The sequence below is a fragment of the Pseudomonas sp. Irchel 3A18 genome, assembly GCF_900187465.1.
GTDB classification, from domain to species: Bacteria; Pseudomonadota; Gammaproteobacteria; order Pseudomonadales; family Pseudomonadaceae; genus Aquipseudomonas; species Aquipseudomonas cichorii.
The window spans coordinates 15,924-38,266 of sequence record NZ_FYDI01000006.1 but is presented as its reverse complement, the minus strand read 5'-3'; the positions used below and the strand labels follow the sequence as shown (position 1 = coordinate 38,266).

Annotated in this window: 16 protein-coding genes; 14 read left to right on the top strand and 2 right to left on the bottom strand. The window is 58.6% G+C overall.

The window, feature by feature from the left end; genetic code table 11:
- Positions 1–2: 2 nt before the first annotated feature.
- The 4 genes from CKW23_RS13450 (at position 3) to lpxC (ending at position 4,427) form a co-directional block, all read left to right on the top strand.
- Positions 3–869 carry a cell division protein FtsQ/DivIB gene (locus CKW23_RS13450; RefSeq protein ID WP_095067721.1) on the top strand — a complete coding sequence of 289 codons (867 nt, stop codon included), beginning with the start codon at positions 3–5 and terminating at the stop codon, positions 867–869.
- Positions 870–883: 14 nt separating this feature from the next.
- Positions 884–2,140, top strand: coding sequence for a cell division protein FtsA (gene ftsA / locus CKW23_RS13445; protein ID WP_025261729.1), 1,257 nt, complete (start codon positions 884–886; stop codon positions 2,138–2,140).
- Positions 2,141–2,213: 73 nt separating this feature from the next.
- Positions 2,214–3,404 carry a cell division protein FtsZ gene (ftsZ, locus tag CKW23_RS13440; protein ID WP_025261728.1) on the top strand — a complete coding sequence of 397 codons (1,191 nt, stop codon included), beginning with the start codon at positions 2,214–2,216 and terminating at the stop codon, positions 3,402–3,404.
- 111 nt (positions 3,405–3,515) lie between these two features.
- Positions 3,516–4,427 carry a UDP-3-O-acyl-N-acetylglucosamine deacetylase gene (gene lpxC / locus CKW23_RS13435; RefSeq protein ID WP_025261727.1) on the top strand — a complete coding sequence of 304 codons (912 nt, stop codon included), beginning with the start codon at positions 3,516–3,518 and terminating at the stop codon, positions 4,425–4,427.
- A gap of 120 nt (positions 4,428–4,547) precedes the next feature.
- Here lpxC and CKW23_RS13430 read toward each other — a convergent pair whose 3' ends face one another.
- Entirely contained in the window at positions 4,548–6,647 is a 2,100-nt protein-coding gene (locus CKW23_RS13430) for a multicopper oxidase family protein (protein WP_236249452.1), read from the bottom strand.
- Between the two features lie 234 nt (positions 6,648–6,881).
- Between CKW23_RS13430 and tssI the strand changes: the two genes are divergently transcribed.
- The 4 genes from tssI to gspK all read left to right on the top strand — a co-directional run bounded on the left by tssI (position 6,882) and on the right by gspK (position 12,865).
- Positions 6,882–9,173, top strand: a complete 2,292-nt coding sequence (gene tssI, locus CKW23_RS13425) for a type VI secretion system tip protein VgrG (RefSeq protein WP_025261725.1) — start codon at positions 6,882–6,884, stop codon at positions 9,171–9,173.
- Positions 9,170–10,735 carry a hypothetical protein gene (locus CKW23_RS26585; protein ID WP_177434642.1) on the top strand — a complete coding sequence of 522 codons (1,566 nt, stop codon included), beginning with the start codon at positions 9,170–9,172 and terminating at the stop codon, positions 10,733–10,735. The genes tssI and CKW23_RS26585 overlap by 4 nt, the downstream gene beginning before the upstream one ends.
- Before the next feature lie 2 nt (positions 10,736–10,737).
- Positions 10,738–11,679, top strand: coding sequence for a PoNe immunity protein domain-containing protein (locus CKW23_RS13415; RefSeq protein WP_025261723.1), 942 nt, complete (start codon positions 10,738–10,740; stop codon positions 11,677–11,679).
- Positions 11,680–11,902: 223 nt separating this feature from the next.
- Complete coding sequence (gene gspK, locus CKW23_RS13410; RefSeq protein ID WP_025261722.1) at positions 11,903–12,865, top strand: type II secretion system minor pseudopilin GspK; 963 nt, start codon at positions 11,903–11,905, stop codon at positions 12,863–12,865.
- Between the two features lie 71 nt (positions 12,866–12,936).
- On the opposite strand, the gene CKW23_RS13405 is transcribed toward gspK, so the two are convergent.
- Positions 12,937–14,967 carry a PhoX family phosphatase gene (locus tag CKW23_RS13405; RefSeq protein ID WP_025261721.1) on the bottom strand — a complete coding sequence of 677 codons (2,031 nt, stop codon included), beginning with the start codon at positions 14,965–14,967 and terminating at the stop codon, positions 12,937–12,939.
- A 232-nt stretch (positions 14,968–15,199) separates the two neighbouring features.
- Between CKW23_RS13405 and CKW23_RS13400 the strand changes: the two genes are divergently transcribed.
- Genes CKW23_RS13400 through gspG form a run of 6 tightly spaced genes read left to right on the top strand, consistent with a single transcriptional unit; the run spans position 15,200 to position 22,343 of the window.
- Positions 15,200–16,852, top strand: a complete 1,653-nt coding sequence (locus CKW23_RS13400; protein WP_025261720.1) for a hypothetical protein — start codon at positions 15,200–15,202, stop codon at positions 16,850–16,852.
- Positions 16,849–17,277 carry a hypothetical protein gene (locus CKW23_RS13395; protein ID WP_025261719.1) on the top strand — a complete coding sequence of 143 codons (429 nt, stop codon included), beginning with the start codon at positions 16,849–16,851 and terminating at the stop codon, positions 17,275–17,277. The genes CKW23_RS13400 and CKW23_RS13395 overlap by 4 nt, the downstream gene beginning before the upstream one ends.
- A gap of 3 nt (positions 17,278–17,280) precedes the next feature.
- Entirely contained in the window at positions 17,281–19,227 is a 1,947-nt protein-coding gene (gene gspD, locus CKW23_RS13390; RefSeq protein WP_025261718.1) for a type II secretion system secretin GspD, read from the top strand.
- 5 nt (positions 19,228–19,232) lie between these two features.
- Entirely contained in the window at positions 19,233–20,681 is a 1,449-nt protein-coding gene (locus tag CKW23_RS13385; RefSeq protein ID WP_025261717.1) for a GspE/PulE family protein, read from the top strand.
- A 3-nt stretch (positions 20,682–20,684) separates the two neighbouring features.
- Positions 20,685–21,887 carry a type II secretion system inner membrane protein GspF gene (gspF, locus tag CKW23_RS13380; protein ID WP_025261716.1) on the top strand — a complete coding sequence of 401 codons (1,203 nt, stop codon included), beginning with the start codon at positions 20,685–20,687 and terminating at the stop codon, positions 21,885–21,887.
- 18 nt (positions 21,888–21,905) lie between these two features.
- Positions 21,906–22,343 (top strand): type II secretion system major pseudopilin GspG, encoded by a 438-nt coding sequence (gene gspG / locus CKW23_RS13375; RefSeq protein ID WP_025261715.1) that lies wholly within the window; start codon positions 21,906–21,908, stop codon positions 22,341–22,343.

The window sequence follows — 22,343 nt, the reverse complement described above, 5'->3', positions numbered from 1 at the left end:
GCATGTACGGCGCGTCGGCACGTCATCAGCCACCTGCTCCTGGCCGCAAGCCAGTGCCGCGTGGCGCCAGTCGGATGGTGGCCAAGGAGCCATTGTCGGCGCGACTGCCCAAGCCGGGCTTCGGTTTCCTGAAAGGACTGTTCTGGCCGGTGCTGCTGGTGGTTCTGGGTTTCGGTACGTACGAAGGTGCGCAGCGTCTGTTGCCGTATGTAGACCGTCCGATCACCCGCATCAACGTGCAGGGTGACCTGGGCTACATCAGTCAGCAGGCGGTGCAGCAACGAATCGCGCCTTATGTGGCGGCGAGCTTCTTCACCATCGATCTGGCCGGTATGCGTACCGAACTGGAGCAGATGCCCTGGATCGCCCATGCCGAAGTACGGCGCGTATGGCCGGATCAGGTCGTGGTTCGACTGGAAGAGCAACTGCCCGTCGCCCGTTGGGGAGACGAAGCGCTGTTGAACAACCAGGGACAGGCTTTCACGCCGCGTGAACTGTCCAACTATGAACACCTTCCCCAGTTGTTCGGCCCGCAGCGGGCTCAGCAACAGGTGATGCAGCAGTACCAGGTGTTGAGTCAGATGTTGCGCCCCATGGGGTTCTCCATCGCACGCCTGGAGTTACGTGAGCGTGGCAGTTGGTTCCTGACCACCGGTGCCGGCAATGCCGGTCCGGGTATCGAGTTGTTGCTGGGACGCGATCATCTTGTGGAAAAAATGCGCCGCTTCATCGCGATTTACGAAAAAACGCTTAAAGAACAAATCACGAATATTGCGCGCATCGACCTGCGTTACTCCAACGGCCTTGCGGTTGGTTGGCGTGAACAGGTAGCGCCCACAGCGGACAAGCCCGCTGTCGCGAAGAATTGATAAGAGGCTGGACCATGGCAAATGTGCAAAGCGGCAAAATGATCGTCGGGCTGGATATCGGTACCTCCAAGGTGGTGGCACTGGTAGGCGAAGTCGCGGCCGATGGCTCGCTGGAAATCGTGGGTATCGGTACCCATCCATCCCGTGGCCTGAAAAAGGGCGTGGTGGTGAATATCGAATCGACCGTGCAATCGATTCAGCGCGCCGTCGAAGAAGCGCAACTGATGGCGGGCTGCCGTATCCACTCGGCGTTCGTCGGCGTGGCGGGCAACCATATTCGCAGTCTGAACTCCCACGGCATCGTGGCTATTCGTGATCGCGAAGTCAGTTCTGCGGATCTGGAGCGTGTGCTCGATGCCGCACAGGCTGTTGCCATTCCTGCCGACCAGCGCGTTCTGCACACCTTGCCTCAGGATTACGTGATCGATAACCAGGAAGGCGTGCGCGAGCCGCTGGGCATGTCCGGCGTGCGCCTGGAAGCCAAGGTGCATGTGGTGACCTGCGCAGTGAACGCCGCCCAGAACATCGAGAAGTGCGTGCGCCGCTGTGGCCTAGAAGTCGACGACATCATTCTCGAGCAACTGGCTTCGGCCTATTCGGTATTGACCGATGACGAGAAAGAGCTGGGCGTGTGCCTGGTGGACATCGGTGGTGGCACCACGGATATCGCGATCTTTACCGAAGGCGCCATTCGTCACACCGCCGTGATCCCGATTGCCGGCGATCAGGTCACCAACGACATCGCCATGGCGCTGCGTACACCGACCCAGTATGCCGAAGAAATCAAGATTCGCTACGCCTGCGCCCTGGCCAAACTGGCCGGTGCCGGTGAAACCATCAAGGTCCCGAGCGTGGGCGACCGTCCACCTCGCGAGCTGTCGCGTCAGGCCCTGGCTGAAGTGGTCGAACCTCGTTACGACGAGCTGTTCACCCTGATCCAGGCCGAACTGCGCCGCAGCGGTTATGAAGATCTTATCCCGGCAGGCATCGTGCTGACCGGTGGTACCTCGAAAATGGAAGGTGCGGTCGAACTGGCCGAAGAAATCTTCCACATGCCGGTACGCCTCGGCGTGCCGCATAGCGTCAAAGGGCTCGCTGATGTTGTGCGCAACCCGATCTACTCCACAGGCGTAGGCCTGTTGTTGTACGGGCTGCAAAAACAGTCGGATGGCATCTCGCTGTCCGGTCTGGGCAACAGCAGCAGTTACGGCGACGAACCCAAGGCCCCAGTGCTTGAGCGCGTCAAGCGCTGGTTCCAGGGCAATTTCTGAGTTTCAAGGCTTCAAAAGTGGTAGCGGCAGGTAGTAGGCAGAAACAAAACTAGAGAACTGAAGGAGAGGGAAAATGTTCGAACTCGTAGACAACGTCCCGCAGAGCCCGGTAATCAAGGTTATCGGTGTGGGTGGTGGTGGTGGCAACGCTGTCAATCACATGGTCAAGAGCAACATCGAAGGCGTGGAATTCATCTGCGCCAACACTGATGCTCAGGCACTGAAAAACATCGGTGCACGCACCATCCTGCAATTGGGTACTGGCGTAACCAAAGGTCTTGGCGCTGGCGCCAACCCTGAAGTCGGTCGTCAGGCGGCACTGGAAGACCGTGAGCGCATTGCAGAAGTCCTGCAAGGCACCAACATGGTCTTCATCACCACTGGCATGGGCGGCGGTACCGGTACCGGTGCAGCTCCGATCATTGCCGAAGTGGCAAAGGAACTGGGCATTCTCACTGTTGCGGTCGTGACTCGTCCGTTCCCGTTTGAAGGCCGCAAGCGCATGCAGATCGCCGATGAAGGCATCCGTATGCTGTCTGAAAGCGTCGACTCGTTGATTACTATCCCCAACGAGAAGCTGCTGACCATCCTGGGTAAAGACGCCAGCCTGCTGTCGGCTTTCGCCAAGGCTGACGATGTTCTGGCCGGTGCCGTTCGCGGTATCTCCGACATCATCAAACGTCCGGGCATGATCAACGTCGACTTCGCCGACGTCCGTACCGTGATGAGCGAAATGGGTATGGCAATGATGGGTACCGGCTGCGCCAGCGGTCCGAATCGTGCGCGTGAAGCGACCGAAGCGGCCATTCGCAACCCGTTGCTCGAAGACGTCAACCTGCAAGGTGCGCGTGGCATCCTGGTCAACATCACCGCCGGTCCTGACCTGTCTCTGGGTGAGTACTCCGACGTGGGTAGCATCATCGAAGCGTTCGCTTCCGAGCACGCAATGGTCAAGGTCGGTACTGTTATCGATCCGGACATGCGTGACGAGTTGCACGTGACTGTGGTTGCCACTGGTCTGGGTGCGAAAATCGAGAAGCCTGTGAAGGTTATCGACAACACCCTGCAAACCGTCCAGCAGGCCGCTGCTCAACCGGCAGCAGCTCGTCAGGAAGCTCCATCGGTTAACTACCGTGATCTGGACCGTCCGACCGTAATGCGTAACCAGGCTCATGCAAGCGCCACTGCAGCGGCCAAGATGAACCCTAACGATGACCTTGACTACCTGGACATCCCGGCTTTCCTGCGTCGTCAGGCCGATTGATGAAATGTATCAGGGGTATTAGGGTGATTGGTGTTCAGCAAAGGCATGGTCTGCTATCATCGCCAGCCTTTGTTGATACCAGTTCGCAACTTGCGCTGAAGCGGCCATGCCATGATTAAACAACGCACCCTGAAAAATATTATCCGTGCCACAGGTGTTGGCTTGCATTCCGGGGAAAAGGTTTACCTGACCCTCAAGCCTGCGCCTGTGAATACCGGCATCGTGTTTTGCCGAGCCGACCTGGATCCTGTCGTGCATATTCCTGCACGAGCGGAAAATGTCGGAGACACCACACTGTCGACCACTCTGGTCAGCGGTGACGTCAAGGTAGACACGGTAGAACATTTGCTTTCGGCCATGGCTGGCCTTGGCATCGATAACGCCTACGTCGAGCTCTCTGCCTCCGAAGTTCCAATCATGGACGGCAGCGCAGGCCCTTTCGTATTCCTGATTCAATCGGCTGGTCTAGAGGAACAGGACGAGCCGAAGCAGTTCATCCGTATCCTGCGTGAGGTGACAGTGGAAGAGGGCGGTAAACGCGCTACTTTCGTGCCTTTTGAAGGGTTCAAGGTCAGTTTCGAGATCGATTTCGATCACCCTGTCTTCCGTGACCGCACCCAGAGTGCAAGCGTGGACTTTTCCAGTACTTCCTTCGTGAAGGAAGTCAGCCGTGCACGGACCTTCGGGTTCATGAGTGATATCGAGTACCTGCGCAAGCACAACCTCGCACTCGGCGGCAGCGTGGAAAACGCCATCGTGGTCGACAAGGAAGGCGTCTTGAACGAAGACGGCCTGCGTTACGAGGACGAATTCGTCAAACATAAAATCCTGGATGCCATCGGCGACCTCTACCTGCTGGGCAATAGCCTGATTGGTGAGTTCCGAGGCTTCAAGTCGGGGCATGCACTGAACAATCGTCTGCTGCGCACGTTGATCGAGCAGCCGGACGCCTGGGAAGTCGTGACCTTCGAGGATGCCAGTACGGCACCTATTTCTTACATGCGTCCTGTCGCGGCCGTGTAAGCAAGCTTTACTCTCTTTCCTTTTGTTCTTTAAAGGCTGCCTTCGGGCGGCCTTTTTTTATGGCTTTTCGAGAGATAAAAAAGCGGCTCAGTGTGAGCCGCTCTTTTCAGCTGAAAACCATCAATGATGACTGCTGCTGCCCAGATTGCCGCCATTGCCATCCGGAATGCTGATGTTGACGTTCTGCATCATGCCCTGATCTTCATGATCGAGGATGTGGCAGTGCAACACGAACTCACCGATGTAGCGTTGGTAGCGAGTGCGGACGTAGATCTTGTAGAGGCCTTTGGTGTTCGTCACCGGATCAAAGCCCGGTGTCTTTCCGGTAGGGCCTTTGACAAACAGCGTGTCCTTCCAGACGCCTTTGAGGCCTGCATACTGAGCATCGTTGTTGTCGGTTTTATCCACAGCTCCCGGCTCACTGAGGTCAGTGCCATCCGGGCCGATGATCTTCTCGATCTGGAACGGGTTGACGTGGATATGGAACGGATGGCTGACGTAAGCCGATTGCAGGGTCCAGGTTTCCGCTGTCCCCAGTGTCAGCTGACGATTGATGACATCGGGCTTGTAGGGCTCTGCGTTCGCTGCGGTGGTGCCGACAGCAAACTTGACGTTGTTCGGATCGGTAGCGTTGAGCATGAACACCAGGTTCTGCTCAAGATTGCCGCTCTTCTTCAGTTCCTCATCGGAGATGCTTGCATGTGGAATGAACTTGGTCAGTTTGAGGTCCTTCTGAAGGTCGCTGACCACCAGCCTCTGAACCTCCGCTGGCATGTTGCGCTTGGCAGCCGCGACCAGTTCGGTGGTGACTGCGGCCTTGATGTCTTTGATTTTAGGGCCAGCGCCGACTTCAACGAAACCGAGCAGTTGCGTGCTGCCAGTGGTCTGGTTGACGCTTCCTGATTCGGTTTCAGGCTTGTCTACTACGCAATAGCGACCAGGTTCCGGAAACATCACCAGCAGGTCATTGCGATAACCTGGCTGCAAGGTGACCTGGCTGAGTTGCTGAGCCTTGTCCATGGTCAGGCCGTCTGAAGCGATGACCTGGAACGGCACCGGCTCCCCGAAGCACTGGTTGGCGATGAAGCTTTCAGAGTCGGCGGCGCTGATCCCGTCCTGGCTACGCTGGCGTCCTGTTTCGGCCATTTTGCGAAATTGCGGCACGATGGTGTCGCGAATGCCCGCATGTACCAGCCTCCAGCGTTCGATAGTGCCGCTGTTTGCGAAAAAGATCGGTTGGACCTGGCCGTTGATCGTGGTGTAACGCCCCGAGTTCTGCCAGTCGCTGGGACCAAACTGGTCCTCATAACTTTCCACGACCCCTATCTGACCTTTCGCGCAATTCCAGTTGTAGGTCTTGCCGCCATCGTCCGTGCAGGCATAGGGAATCTGTTGCAGGACCAGCAAGCGTTCGGTGAATGGCTTGCCATCAGAGCCTTTGAGCAAGGTATCGATATCGCCATTGCTTTCATGCGTCGGTTTGCGATCGCCATGGATCACCAGAGCGCCCGCCATGCCGCTACCCACTTGCAGGGCGGTAGAGCCGTGACGATGAGGGTGATACCAGAAAGTCCCGGCCGGATGGTCTTCGGGGATGTTGTATTCGTACTGGAAGCTGACGCCGGGGTTGATCGACAGCAAGACGTTGTCGCTGTTACCCGTCGGGCTGACCCACAGGCCGTGGGAGTGCAGGTTGGTGCCATTGAAGCAGTGAGGTTTGTCTGTTGTCGCATGGGGATCGGTGCAGCTTGGGTCTTTCGGCAGGTTGTTGTTCAGCGTGACCCGAATGGTATCGCCCGGCGTGGCATTGATCGTAGGGGCAACAAAAGGCCTGCGCGGATCGACGTCCGTGCCTTTGTAGCTGCGCAGTCTGACCACATCGTCGTTCTTGGTTGTCGGGTTATAGATGCTACTGACGGTATAGCCGATATTCAGCACCAATTGCCGTTCCTTGCCTGCGCGAGGTGTCGGCGCGGGAAGCGGCTTGGTCGCAGCTTTTTCGACGCCCGAACGCATCAGCAAAGTAGTCTGGCCACTAACCGCCTGGCTCGGAGCCTGCTGTTGCAGATCGGGCGGATTGATGAACTGCCGTGATGACTCTTCGGCCATTGCGGGCAATGCCGTACATCCCGCTATCAATGCGGCAACTGCGGCGTGCAGATGGTAGCGTTTCATTGCCGGGGCCGTGCCTTTGATACAAGACTCTTCCAGTCTGGCCATATAAATCTCCCTGATTACACATGATCCCAAAGGGACAACAAGAGTCGGTGTGCCGTGATGGCGGGGTAATGGTAGCTAATTAGTGGCATTTGGGTAGCTGGAAGGGGAATTTTCGAGCCTGAAAGCGTTCTAAGGATTCTTGAATTTTTGTGATGGTAATTTCTGCACTGAGATAGCGCATTTATTCGAGCAACATCTCGACCCTCGGTCATTTCATTGGATGAAATTCAAAGCATGCTGGACGCAAATGCTACCCATATCTCCCTCACGCTCGAAGGCGTTTCCACAGACCTGCAAGTCCTCAGCTTCATCGGTCGCGAAGCCCTTAACCAGCCCTACCGTTTCGACGTCGAGCTGGTCAGCAGCCGTCCCAATCTGAATCTCAAGGAGCTACTGCACACGCGCGCCCACCTGACCTTCGGTGCCACGGGCAAAGGCATCATCCATGGCCTGGTCTACGGCATCGAGCAGGGCGATTCAGGCAAGACACTGACCCGCTACAGCATCACGCTGGTGCCGCAACTTGCCTACTTGCGGCACAACCATGACCAGCAGATTTTCCAGCAACTGACGGTGCCAGAGATCATTGCTCAGGTCCTGGAAGCACGGGGCATTCTGGCCGATGCCTACAGTTTTCAACTCGGTGCGACCTACCCCGAGCGCGTTTACTGCGTGCAGTACGACGAATCGGACCTGCATTTCATCCAGCGTCTGTGCGAAGAAGAAGGTATTCACTTCCACTTTCAGCACTCTGCCAGTGGCCACAAACTGGTGTTTGGCGACGACCAGACGGTGTTCCGCAAACTCGTCCCCGTGAGCTATCAGCAGGATTCCGGCATGGCGGCCGAGAAACCGGTGATCAAGCGTTTCAACCTGCGACTGGAAACCCGCACTACTCGCGTCAGCCGCCGCGATTACGACTTTGAAAAGCCGGGCCTCCTGCCTGAAAGCACCGCCAAGAGCCCTTTCTTGCCTGACCTTGAAGACTACGATTACCCCGGCCGTTTCACCGACCGCAGACGGGGCAAGCAACTGACGACCCGCGCCCTTGAACGCCATCGCAGCGATTACCAACTTGCCGAAGGCCAAGGCGACGAGCCAACCCTGGTCACCGGCCATTTCATGACCCTGAGCGAACACCCGCGAGCCGAATGGAACGACCTGTGGCTGTTGCTGGAGGTCATCCACGAAGGCAAACAGCCGCAAGTGCTGGGCGAAAACATCACCAGCGACGTCACCGACAACAAGGACGACTTCCATCAGGGCTACCGCAATCGCTTCCTCGCAACCCCGTGGGATGCCCATTACCGCCCGCCATTGGCCCACCTCAAACCCCTGACCATCGGTAGCCAGACCGCTATCGTCACCGGGCCAAAAGGCGAAGAGATTCACTGTGATGAATACGGTCGGGTCAAGGTGCAGTTTTTCTGGGACCGCGAGGGCCGGGGTAATGATAAAACCACCTGCTGGCTGCGCGTCGCCACCGGTTGGGCGGGCAGCGCTTATGGCGGCATTGCCATCCCGCGAGTCGGCATGGAAGTGCTGGTCACCTTTCTCGAAAACGACCCTGACCAACCGCTGATCACCGGCTGCCTGTTCCACAAGGAAAATGTCGTTCCTTACGACCTGCCAGCCCACAAGACCCGCAGCACCTTCAAGACCCTCAGCTCGCCGGGCGGCCAGGGCTATAACGAGTTTCGCATCGAAGACAAGAAAGGTGCAGAACAGATCTACCTGCATGCCCAGCGCGACTGGGATGAAAACATCGAACACGACCAGAAGATCCGCGTGGGCAACGAGCGGCACGACACCGTTGAAGCCAATACTTTCAGCGAGTTCAAGGCCGAAGAACACCGCATCACCCATCTGGACCGCAGGACCGAAGCCCGTGCCGACGACCACCTGACCGTTGGCGCGACCCAGCATGTAAAAGTCGGAACGGCGCAGTTTGTTGAGGCCGGGAGGGAGATTCACTACTACGCGGGCGACAAGGTGGTGCTGGAAGGCGGCATGGAGTTCACCGCCAAGGCTGGCGGGAGTTTTATCAAGATCGATGCTGGCGGCGTGACCATCAGCGGGGCGCAGGTGAGGACCAACTCGGGTGGTGCGCCGGGGGCCGGGACGGGGATCGGGATTCTTGCGCCGCTGGTTCCAGGCCTTGCGGCTGCCGGCAGGGCCGGTCACTTGATGAGGACTGCCAAGGCCAACCCGACCTGGCTGGAACTGAACCTGCATTACGACAACCTTGAGCCCGTGCCCGGCGCCTCCTATCGCGTTGAGTTTGCCGATGGCTCGACCCGCGAAGGCGTACTGGACGACGATGGTTTTGCCCGGCTGGAGGATGTCCCCAAAGGCCCTGCCAAGGTGTATTACGGTGAAGATCCCCGACCGTTCAGTCGCGAAAGCGTAGCGGTCGTTCAGAGCACGGATGAAAAGGTGAACGAAGATTTACGCAAACTCGGCCTGGACCCGGATCAGGTTGATTTACAGGCATTGGTGGAAAAAGCCGCAGGGAGGCTGGCATGAGTCAGAAAGTCGCCGCAGGCGCAAACAAAGGTGGCGAAGACCGTAGCGCCGCGTATCAGGAAGCCGCCGTTGAACTGGCCAAAGGCATCGCACTCGGCGCAGTGCCGTTTCTGGGACAGGCCATCGATGCCTACGACACCATCGAATCTTCCATCGTCCTCTACAACGCAGAGACAACCGACGGCAAGGAAGACGCGCAATTCGATCTGTTGATGGCGGTCATCGGCTGGATTCCAGGGCCGGGCGACGGCCTGAAGAAAAGCCTGCGAATCGTCAACAAAGACCCACAACGCTACGCCCCCGTGCTGTTCGACCTGCTGCGCTTCGTGCTGCAAGAGTGCGGCATCAAAACCAGCCCAGAAGAACTGCTCAAACAGGTTTTCGATGCAGGCAAACTGCGCACCGAACTCGACGACATCATCACCGGCGTAAAAGGCTCCTCGGCATTCCAGAGCCTGCCCAACTGGGCAAAAACCGCAGTCGTGACCGTCCTGGCGGCATCTCGCGACAACATGCCAGCGATGGTGGGGATTGTTGAAAAGCGGCTGGTGAAGTGGAAGGGGGTGCAGCGCAATAGTTCTGGGATGGCATCAGGCACCCGTCAACCCGCGCAGGGTAAAAAGCCTGCGGCAAAAGATTCTACCGTGGCCACTCAAGGCAAAGACGGGGCAAGCGGTACTGCGTCGCAGAAAAGTGATCAAACAACGTTAGGTCGCAGCTCACTCTATGACATTAGCAATGAAGGATTGGGAGTCAGTGGAGAACATATTGCTGACTACATCTGCGCGGTGGAGTTCGGTTGGGGCAAGGATTGGGACGGGCATGACAAGGGCGCTGATGGGAAGTGGCTGGAGGGGGTGCCGAGTGCGAGTAAGTTGGGGAAGCTCTCAAAAGGTGGTAGTCCTAAGTCTCGTCATGTTCTATATAGGCTGACAGATGGAGCGAATGGAACCGGTATCGATTCTGTTTGGCGCGCCGATCCAGCTACAAACAACGGAAAAAAATTCGCGATTGTTGAGGCTAAAGCGAGTCGCGATGAAGACGGACCGAAGTTTATGCGAAAACCCAATAACACCCGCAAGCCCAGTGTCGCGTCAACACTGGGCGTTTCGGGACTTACGGATCCAAGCGAGTTACTTGAGCCGTTAGACCTTGACCAAGGTGCGCCTGCCGGGAAGAAAAAAGGCAAACTCTCTCGCTCAAAAAGCTCTCCAACTGCGGCTGATAAAAAAGACAAACCGGCAAAGCAGCCAAAGGATATTCTTGTTCAAATGAGCAAGGAGTGGATTAGGGCTAATATTGAAAGTGCAGTCCCTAAGAAAATGGTCTATCAGATTTTAGGATCGTACAGTCGGCATTTGTTTTACGCTCCGTTGTATCATCCTAAAAAAAGCCCGAAAGAGCATGCAGACGCTCGACTAAATAATGGTGATGAGGCAACTCATGCTAATCATTCTGCCTTTCACTATCCTGACGATGAAGTCAAGCAGTTTGTCAATAAGCGAAAAAGACGTCTTGCATTGAAATATAAAGAATCGACTTCGCTGACTATTGAGCAATAGACATGAATAAGAGACAGAAATTTCTTAGTGATAATATGTATGCAGAATTCTTTGAGTATGTAGAAGAGACTAAGGTCTTTTTTGAGCATAACAAATTTGAGTCTGATTCTCCCGAACAAGAAGAGTCACTGAGGGCTAGCCACTTTCAAGATCTGGCGCTAAAGAAGCTGTTGATATCTTACACAGCAGGGGTAGATATCTCTACGCTAATACCTTTGCTTGAAGAGCTTGTGTCAAAGTATGAAGAACGTCAAAGTAAGCTTTCAACGCTTGAAGGAGTTAACAATATTTCTCCACTTGCCATTGATGATTGGCCTCATCAATTTGAAGAGTGCGTTCAGGTTTTCAGTCTCTGCATATTGCTTCACAGAACGGATCTTCTAAAAAGATTTGTCAAGCTATTGGATGATGCAGGCTATAATGGGGAAGACACTCTTTATGAAGATTTACTCCGCAAGCTCTTGCCGGGGCGTGAAGATATAGATGAGTGGTATCATGATGTTTATACGCCTTTGATTCACGCTATATATGCCGATGAAAAAGAGGAGGCATCGCACCTGCTTGATACGTATTGCAAGCAGTGGTATCCCGCATTCAAGCAAGCGCCTTGGCACGATTCGCATTTGGATGGAGATGAAGGAAGTTACGTCGGATATTGGGCTTTCGAGGCCGGAGCCATTGCTTTTTTATATGGTATCGACGACAGCAAAATAAATCACATGGTTTATCCAAAGCATTTGGTCGAGTACGCAAGAAGCTCTCAATCCGCCAATGGACCTCAAGTCGCCCGCCTTGATGCCGGACAACATTGCAGCAAAACAGGCTACTGGTTCACCCCGGCTCAAGCCAACTCAAGACGCCACTTCCAGCAAGGCGAAATAATGCCGAGCTTCAGCGACTCGAAATGGGGCGATACGTTCTGGTATTGGTCGGGTGAGGAATAATACGTGGCTGCCTGACTCGCTGGCCATCAATTGCTTTTGCCACTTGCCATAACGCGGTGGCAGACAGAATAAAGCGACTGCGCCATTTGTACTTAAACAGGGAGCGGGGAATTCACAGGCGCTTGTAGGAAATCGCGATCAAGACCTTTTCATAAATCTGCCACCGGCCTGAAACATTGCCGCTGTTGACTAGAGGGCTGCCCACGAAACCCAAGGTTGGACGATGACCAAAAACCGACAACAAGGCGCGGCACTGCTGATGGTGCTGGTTGCCCTCGCCATGCTGGCCGCCGGGCTGGCCTGGATGGTTGAGCAGGGGCGGCAGGAGGTGGACAGCGTGCGCTTGCTTCAGCAGCGAGTGCAGGCGCGATCCATTGAAAAGGCGGCGCTGGCGTTTGCCGGGCAGGCGCTCAAGGACCCGGTGTGGCGCGCCAGCCCTTTGTTCTGGCAGGCCTTGCGCGGACAGCCTTTGAGTTATGACTTCAAGGGTGGCAAGGCGAGTATCCGGATTTTCGATTTGCATCGCTGCTTCAACGTCAACAGCCTGATCGGGCCTGAGGCCGAGCGTGCGCAAAAGCAACTGGTCTATCTGTTGGGTGCGGATATGCAGGCTGAACGTCTGGCCCAAAGCCTGACCGACTGGATCGACGCCGATCATCAAAGCAGCCTGCACGGTGCCGAAAACAACGAATACCTGCGCTCGTCGCCACCGCATCTGGCGGCCAATCAGTCGATGGTCGATATCAGCGAATTGAACCTGCTGCTACCCGCCGACAGCCAGCGCGAACAACGTTATCCACAACTGTGCGCCTTACCGGAAACCACGGGCTGGCGGTTGAATGCCAATGCCCTCAACCTCAATGAATTGCCTTTGCTGGAAGCTTTGTACGAGGGGAAAGTCGAACGCTCGCAACTGACCCGCCTGATCAGCGGCAGACCGGCTGGAGGTTATCTGGATGCTAGCGCCTTGCGCCAGGCCATGGGCGCCATGGACGATGAAGCCTTCGCCCGATTGAGCGAAGGCTTGCAGCTCAACGGCGATCACTTCCTGGTGCAGATCGAAGTGGAACTGGATGGCCAGAAGTTTCACAGCCAATACCGCGCCGAAGCCCTGGGCATCGTGAAATGGCACAGCCGTGTGCCAGCCCAGGACATGGTGATTCGTGAACGAAAAGTAGGTCGTTAGCTACAAGCCGCAAGCTGCAAGCCAGACTTGCACTTGCAGCTTCTAACTTGACGCTGCCGCTCGTTTCCCAACTACACCGCCAGATCCCCACCATCAGCCCGCTGGATCACTACCGTTGAAGCGCGTGGTCGCACGGTGCCGACGGTCACGTCGGTTGCCACATCGGTCGATGGCCAGTTATCGGGATGCTGGATGTTGACGAACATGGTCTTGTTGTCCGGCGTAAAGGCCAGGCCGGTGACTTCGCTGCCATTGGGGCCAACGAAGAAACGACGCAGGTCACCCTGGTTCTGGGCATTGACCGGAATCTGCTTGCCTTGTGCATCGAGCATATTGGTCGGGATCACCGCCAGCATCTGGTCGTTGGTGTAGCTGGTAATGGTGGATTCGCCGTTGTCGGTCTGGACCCACAACACGCCACGGCTATCGAAGCTCATGCCGTCCGGGCTAGCGAACTGGTTAAGTTCGGTCAGGCCGGAGCGGTTGATGTCTGCTGTGCCGGAAGCGTTGGCTCCAAAGACGAAGATGTCCCAGGTGAACGACACCAGATCGTCAGCATCATGCCAGCGGATGATGTGCCCGTGTCTGTTATTGACCCGCGGGTTGGCGGCGTTCGCCGTGGTGCGGCTGGTGTTGTTGGTCAGGGTCAGATAGACGTCGCCATTGAGCGGGTTGACGGCCGTCCATTCCGGGCGGTCCATCGGGGTTGCGCCCACGGCATCCGCAGCACCACGGGTGTTGAGGATGATGCCTGGCAGGTCGGTGAACTTGGCACCCAGGGTGCTGCTATCGGTCGTCGCTGTGGCTACGTCGAGCAACAGCCAGTTGCCACTGCCGTCAGCGTTGAAGCGGGCGACATACAGTTTGCCACTGTCCATGTACTTGGCGCCGGTGGCCAGGCGATCGCTCGGGTTGGCATCCGCCGCATCCCACAAGGCGGTGGAGACGAACTTGTAGAGGTATTCGTTCTGCGAGTCGTCGCCCATGTAGAACACCACCGGCTTGCCGGGAGTGGTCAGGCCCGGCCAGCAGCCTTCGTGACGGAAGCGGCCGAGTGCGGTGCGTTTCACTGGCAGGGTGCTTGCGCTGTACGGATCGATTTCAACGATATAGCCATAGGTGCTGGCTTCGTTGCGGTAATCGTCCGTGGCCGTGGCACCGGATGGGGTGATGTTGAAACGGGTGAATTCGCCGTTGACCTCGGAAGCATCGCCAGCGGCAGTTTCCCAGCGATAGTTGCCGTTCGAGGTGGCGATGCCGATACGCACCTGGTCGGCTGGGCGGGTGCCTCGGTTGACGAAAATCCCCGGCCAGTTCTCTTCACAGGTCAGGTAAGTGCCCCATGGCGTGTAGCCGTTACCGCAGTTGTTGTTGGTGCCGCGAGTCTGGCTGCCGTCGGTGGAGAACACGGTCTTGACGTGATCGGTGCCTTTGAGCGGGCCGGACAGGTTCATCACCGAGGCCGTGGTGAAGCGGCGGTTCAACGGGTCGTTTTCCACTACCTGCCAGCGGCTGCCGACCTTGCTGATGCGCACGACGCCAGCGCCATGGGCGTTGATTTCCTTGCGCACTTCTTCAGCCGGGCGAACGCCGCCCACCAGGGTTGGGCCGGACGGGTGCAGGGCGTTCTGGTCGATGTATTCAAAGTTGATCGCCAGCAGGCCATCAGTGGAGCTGCCGTTGATAGGGAAGTAATGCATGCCGTCATGGTGCATGCCCATGGCGTTGGCCTGATCGGTAGAGGTGTTGCTGCCGTCGCTTTTCCAGGGGTTGGCCAGATTGCTGAGCGGCGTGCCCCATGGGGCGAGAACATGAGCGGTATAACCGGCGGCCACGGTAACGGCGTCGGTGCGCGAGCCGGGGATCGAGGTGAAACCCAGTTTCAGGCCCGCAGGTGTCGCGGGTGTCGGTGCCGGGTCGTCATTTGAATCGCTGCCACTGTCGAAGCAACCGGTCAGCCCGGCGCCCGCAATCATGGCAATGGCAGCACCCAGCCCGCCACGTACCACGCTGCGACGGCTCAGATAGGTGTCCAGCACGGATGACAGCGGTTCGTTGGTACTCAGGTTGCGGTTCTGGTTATCGCCGGTATTACGACTCATTCATCAGGTCCTTTTTATGAAATAGGTTTGGAAAAGGAACCGGGACTGTAGAAGCCGAGTGTGATGATTCATTGGCAGTTTTATTAAGAAAGCGTCTGAAAGCCGTCGTAGTTATTTCATTTTGTTACAGAGAGGGCCGTGAAGGTCCGGGTTAAAAAAATGCCATCAAACTGTCATTTTCCATCGCCAATATGCCGCCCCTGTGAAGGGTTCGCCTCAGGACATAAGAACGATGGCTTCAATGGCACGGCGCGATGTGTTGGGATGGATGACGGCAGGTGCCATGGCGCCGTTGCTGTCGGCCTGCTCAAGCCTTCAGTACAGAGGTTCTGTGGCCAGCGGCAGCTACGTCGATCTGCTGTATGTGGCCGACACCCTGGATGCTCGCCAGCCTGGCAAGCCGGTGGTTCCCGCCACGCATCTGGGGCCTGCGACCCGTATCGGCCAGGCACCCTGGATCACGGGGGCCAATGCCCGTGTCCATGTCCCCGATCAACTCCAGATCAACAGCCTGCTCGACGCCAGCCTGAGCCAGCACGTCGAAACCGGTGGTTACCCGGTGCTGGGCGCGTTGCTGCAGCGTTTTCGCAGCGAAGCGGGTGATGGCAACAGCCTTACGCTGGAGAACGGCCAATGCTGGAATGGCAGTGGCCTGGCTTATCTGACTCAGGGCAAGTCCGGGGTTCAAGGCAGCGCATTGCTGGGCACTGAAGTGCGGGTCAGCAGCGATGAGCGTCTGCTCTGGCCGCAACAATGTGCCGGTCTGTATCGCCAGTTCGGACATCCGGTTCTGGGCGCAGACCTGGCTGCGGATGCCGGCCAGCGCCTGGGCACCGAAGCCGTGGCGTTCTTTCGTCGCGGCGGAGTTCGCATTGCGGTCGTCGGCATTACCGACCCCTACGCACGGGATCAGAAACTGTCCCTCAAACAATGGCACGACAGCCTGCAACCGGCACTTGAGCGTGCCCGTGCCGATGCCGATCTGGTGATCGCTCTGGCGGATGTCGGCACCGGGCCGGGGATCTGGCTTGCTGAACGTCTGTCTCATATCGACATGGTGTTGTGCGCTCGTGGTCAGGATCTCTGGCCGCAGCCGCTAGAAATTATGCAAGCCTCAGGCAAGCGGGTGCCTGTGATATTGGGCGGGACCCGTGCCAGCGGAGCCTTTCGTATTCGTTGTCAGCAGGCCGCTGGGCAATGGCAGTTCACGGCGCGCTTTCAACCGGCGCTGGAAAGCACCCTGACTGCGGCTGATCAGGTCCAGGCCCAGCGCATTCGACAGCTCACCCAACAGCAGCGCGCCGCCCACGCTGGCTGGCTTGACGAACCGTTGGCCCGTGCGCCGGAAAATCTATGGCGTCGGGATGTGCGCGGCGGCAGTTGGGACCGCTTGCTGCATGAGGCGTTGGCCGAGCGTCCTGACAGTTCCGTGCTGCTGCCTGGCCTGCGTTACGACAGTCCGCTGGCGCAAGGGCAGATGATTACCCGCGAACACCTGATCAGCCTGACCGGCAGCTATCCGGCTCCGGTGGTGAATGTGCCCGCGAAGCAGGTCCCCAGAGTGCTGGAAAACGTCGCCGAGCAAATGTTTGGCGATATGTTGCTGCTGGACAACAGCCAGGACCTGCCGCGCTGGATGAGCCAGTCATGGGAGGTCACTTACAGCGCGGGTGGCAAGCGGATCAATGGCGTGGGCGAACCCGCCGGGCAGTGCCGCACCTTTGGCCTGGGTTTCGACGCCCAGGCCGGTCAGCCGCTTTGGCAGCACCTTGAAGCCTGGCTGCGTGAGCGTCCTGCCGACTGGCGCATCGCACCTTTGCAATTGCCCGGAATGCGTTACGTCCAAGGTCATCCCGGCTGGCATCCACGAGAGTCTGCCGCATGACTCGTCTGGTCTGGACGAGCCATGTGCTTCTGGTGATGCTGGTCGGCTGGCTGGCGGCACAGTGTGTGTTACAGGCCTGGCATGGTCTGGCGCGACCCGTCACCGGTAGCGTGGCCCCGGCTCCAGTGGCCGGTCTGTTGAGCAGTCACTGGCGAGCCGGTCCCGTCCTCAGCAATGAATTGCCCCTGACCACGCTGGGTATCGAATACCTGGGCAGCTTCAAGGCCATTCCCCTGAGCGCCACGGTGGTGGTGCTGCGTTTCGAGCAACGCCAACGCACCCTTGCTCGCGGCCAGAAACTGGCCCCCGGCGTTTCTCTGCAGGACATCGATGAGCTGGGCATGGTGTTCGACAACAACGGCAAGCTCGAACGTTTGCCATGGCCTGCGCAACGGCCCTTCTTCGGCTTCAAGCAACAGGGATAAGCAATGACCTTCATTCGTCTCAAGCAACCGCTGCGTCTTGCCCTTCTGCTGTGCGCTCTGACCCTGACCGGTGTGAGTGCCGAAGAAGAGCCGCTGTATGAGGTCAACTTTGTCGATACCGAACTCAGCGAGTTCATCGACAGCGTTTCGCGCATCACCCACACCACGTTCATCATTGATCCACGGGTCAAGGGCAAGGTCACGGTGCGCAGCAGCGAGATGCTGGGCAGTGAAGAGATCTACGATATTTTCCTGGCTCAATTGCGCGCCCAGGGTTTCGCGGCGGTTGACCTGCCAAACGGCAGTGTGAAGATTGTCCCGGATCAGGCCGCTCGCCTGGAGCCCGTGCCGGTGGAGTCGGGGCGCAATGCAGCGCAGGCCAACGATGGCATGGCGACCCGCGTGTTCAATGTGCGCAACGCTGCCAGCGAACAGATGCTCAATATCCTCAAGCCGCTGATCGACCCGCGAGTGGGGGTTATCACGCCGTACCCTTCGGCCAACCTGTTGGTGATTACCGACTGGCGCAGCAACCTGGATCGTATCGACAGCCTCCTGGTGCAGCTCGATCAGGTCAGCCAGGAACCCCTGGAAGTGCTGCCGCTGAAAAATGCCAATGCCAACGACACCGCGCAACTGGTCACGCGCCTGCTGGCTCGCGAGCAGGGCGCCGACAGCGCGCAAGTGGTGGCCGACCCGCGCAGCAATGCCCTGCTGGTGCGCGGGAGCACCGACAGCCGCGCCCGTGTGCGGGCCTTGCTCAAGCAACTGGATAAGCCTTACGACCCGCTGCATAACGCCAACACCGTGGTGATCTACCTGCGCCATGCCAATGCGGCAGAAGTGGTCAAGGTCCTGCGCGGCCTCAGTCAGGACATCGCAGCGCCGACATCCTCCGCTCAGGGCAGCGAGAAATCCGTGCCGGTAAGCACTTCGGGCATTCGTATGGAATACGAGGAAGGCACCAATGCCGTGGTGATGGTCGGGCCGGACAGCGAACTGACGGCCTATCGCAGCATTGTCGAGCAACTGGATATCCGCCGTGCTCAGGTGGTGGTCGAGGCCATCATCGCCGAAGTCTCGGACACCCGCGCTCAGGAACTGGGCGTGCAATGGCTGTTTCAGGGCAACAATTTCGGGGGCGGCGCAATCAATTTCAGTGGCAATAATGCGCCGAGCGTCACCAGCGTGGGCGCGTTGGCACAGTCCGGGGACACGGCCGGCCTGGGGCAATTGCTGGCCGGGGTTCAGGGTGTGACAGCCGGGGTCGGCAACCTGAGCGGTGGCGGGCTGAATTTTCTGGCCTTGCTCAATGCCCTGAAAAGCCAGAGCGGTTTCAACCTTTTGTCGACGCCGACCTTGCTTACGCTGGATAACGCCGAAGCGTCGATTCTGGTGGGACAGGAAGTGCCTTTCGTGACCGGCTCGGTGACCCAGGACAACACCAACCCCTACCAGACCATCGAGCGCAAGGAAGTGGGTGTGAAGCTGCGCATCAAGCCGCAGATCAACATCGACAACACTGTGCGCCTTGATATCGTGCAGGAAGTTTCGTCGATTGCCGACAGCACCAGCGCCAGCGATGTCATCACCAACAAGCGCGAGATCAAGACCAAGGTCATGGTCGAAGATAACGGCCTTGTGGTGCTGGGCGGCCTGATCGGTGACGAGTCCACCACCAGCGATCAACGGGTGCCGTTGCTGGGTGACATTCCGGTGCTGGGCCGACTGTTTCGTTCCGATGCGACCCAGCGGGTCAAACAGAACCTGATGGTCTTCATTCGCCCGCGCATCGTGCGCGACGGTGAGACGCTGGCTCAGCTCAGCAGCGAGAAATACCGCAACCTCAAGGCAAGCACTTCGTTGGCGCTGCCGGGTGCAAGCGAGGGCGATCCGCTGCTGCAATTGTTCCCGGCGAGCCGCGAACGTCTGGATCAGGGCGCATGGTGAACGCGTTGCTGCCTTATCGCATAGCACGCCAGAGCGGCGTCGCCAGGGTGCCGACCGATGCGGGCTGGCTGCTATGGCTGCGCGTCGGCAGTGACACCGACACCTTGCAGGAAGTGATGCGGGTGCATGGTTTGCCAAACGTGGTGGAGCACCTTTCGACCCAGGATTATGAAGCCCGGCTCGGGGAACTGTACCAGGCCGGCGAGTCGGCCACCGCTGCGCTGATCGACGGGATTGGCGAGCAGGTCGACCTCGACAGCCTGATGAGCGAACTGCCCAAGATCGAAGACCTGCTGGAGAACGATAACGACGCGCCGGTGATTCGCCTGATCAACGGCCTGTTCGGCGAAGCGTTGCGTTTGCGGGCCTCGGACATTCATGTGGAAACCTTCGAAGCGAGTCTGGTGATTCGCCTGCGCATCGACGGGCACATGCGTGAAGTGCTGCGTCCGCCGCGTGCGTTGTCGACGATGCTGGTGTCGCGGATCAAGGTCATGGCCCGGCTGGATATCGCCGAAAAACGCCAGCCTCAGGATGGCCGGATTACCTTGCGTTCTGCCGGGCGTGAAGTGGATATTCGCGTCTCGACCTTGCCAGGCATTCACGGTGAGCGCGTGGTGATGCGGGTGCTGGACAAGCAGGCGAGCCTGCTGGACCTGGGTAACCTCGGCATGCCGTTTGAAGTGGAGCAGGGGCTGCGAGCCTGTCTGCAACGTCCCAACGGCATTGTGCTCAGCACCGGCCCGACCGGCTCGGGCAAGACCACCACGCTCTACGCCAGCCTGAATAGCCTCAACGATGGTTCCTGCAACATTCTTACCGTCGAAGACCCGGTCGAATACGCCATTACCGGCATCGGCCAGACCGCGATCAATCCCAAGGCCGGCATGACCTTTGCCAATGGCTTGCGGGCCATTCTGCGTCAGGACCCGGACGTCATCATGCTCGGCGAAATCCGTGACCGCGAAACGGCGCAGATCGCTGTGCAGGCCAGTCTGACCGGGCATCTGGTGCTTTCTACCCTGCACACCAACAGCGCGGTGGGCGCGGTGACCCGCCTGCGTGACATGGGCATCGAACCCTTCCTCATCGCTTCGACCCTCAAGGGCGTGCTGGCCCAGCGACTGGTACGCCGCTTGTGTCATTGCGCCGTTGCGCAACCCTTGCAGGACGCCGAGCGGATGCTGTGGCCGGAACTGGCCGGGCTCACCGAAAGCTTTCACCCTCAAGGCTGCGACTCTTGCCAGGGCAGCGGCTATGACGGACGTATGGGCTTGTATGAATTCATCGAGCTGGACGCCGGCCTGATTGCCTTGCTGTACGACGGGGCCAGCGAAGTCGCGATGCATGATTATCTGGCCGACAAGCGACAGAGTCTTGTGGCCATGGCCACCGAATGCCTGCGGCGTGGCGAAACCAGTCTTGCGCAGGTCTTGCGCGCCGTGCGGGGCTGACCGATGCCGACTTATCGCTATCAGGCCCTCGACCCGGCAGGCCGTACGCGCAAAGCCAGCCTTCAGGCAGAAAGCGAGCGTCACGCCCGGCAGCTTTTGCGTGAACAAGGACTGTTCGCCCGGGACTTGCAGATTCAGGATTCAGCCTCGCGCAGCCCTCGCGGCCAGCGCCTCAATCACACCCAGTTATGTGAACTGACACGCCAGTTGGCGACGCTGCTCAGTGCCGGAATTGCGTTGGTGGATGCCCTGGCGACACTCGAACGGCAACTTGCCGAACCTGCGATTCGCAACCTGTTGGTGGCCGTACGCGGTGCGCTCGGGGAAGGGCACAGCCTGGCGCAAAGCCTGCGCCGACAAGGTGGCCTGTTCACGGGGCTGTATTGCGCGCTGGTGGAGGCGGGCGAGCGTTCCGGCAAGCTGGCACCGGTGCTGGAGCGTCTGGCCGAGCACCTTGAGCAGGTCCAGCGTCAGCGCCACAAGGCCCGTACCGCCATGATCTATCCGGCGGTGCTGATGCTGGTTTCTCTGGCCGTGGTCGTTGGCCTGATGACTTTCGTGGTCCCCAAGCTCACCGAGCAATTCAGCCATACCGGGCAGAGCCTGCCGCTGATTACTCAATTGCTGATCGGCATCAGCGAAGGGCTGGTGCATGTCGGCCCGTGGTTGCTGGTACTGGGGCTGCTGGCCTCCATTGGTGCGGGTTTCCTGCTGCGCAAGGCCCATTGGCGATTGCGCCTGGACCGCAGTTTGCTGCGTTTGCCCAAGGTCGGTCCGTTGCTGACCGTGCTGGAAAGCGCACGGCTGGCTCGCAGTCTGGCGATTCTGGTGGGCAGCGGCGTGCCGCTGCTCGAAGCCCTGCACGTGGCCACTGCCACCGTGAGCAACCGCGAAGTGCATCGGGCGCTGGAAACCGTTCGTGAACAGGTCGAGGGCGGCGTCAGCCTGCATCGTGCTCTCAACGCTGCAGGTCATTTTCCGCCGCTGCTGCTCAACATGGTCGCCAGCGGCGAGGCCAGCGGGACCTTGCCGGACATGCTCGAACGGGTGGCGGACAACCAGGAGCGCAGCTTCACCCGTCATGTTGACATGCTCATGGCCTTGTTCGAGCCCCTGATGATTCTGGTGATGGGCGGTGTGGTGCTGTTCATCGTCCTGGCCGTGCTGTTGCCGATCATGCAGCTCAACCAGGGACTCACTTTCTGACTCATGGAGAACCGTCTTATGTCCAAGCCTGCCTCACGTCGTCAGCGTGGCTTCACGCTGATGGAGATCATGGTGGTGATTTTCATCATCGGCCTGTTGATCGCCGTGGTTGCCCCCAGCGTCCTGGGCAACCAGGACAAGGCCATGCGGCAGAAAGTCCTGGCCGACCTGTCCACGCTTGAGCAGGCGCTGGACATGTATCGCCTCGACAATCTGCGCTATCCCAGCACCGAGCAAGGTCTTGCGGCCTTGACCAGCGCGCCCTCGGTGGAGCCACTGGCTCGCTCATGGCGAGCCGACGGCTATATCCGTCGCCTGCCGGCGGACCCGTGGGGCAACCCGTATCACTATCGTGCGCCCGGCGAACATGGACGCATCGATATCTACTCGCTAGGGGCCGATGGAGCACTGGGCGGGGAAGGCACCGATGGCGATATCGGGAACTGGAACCTCTAG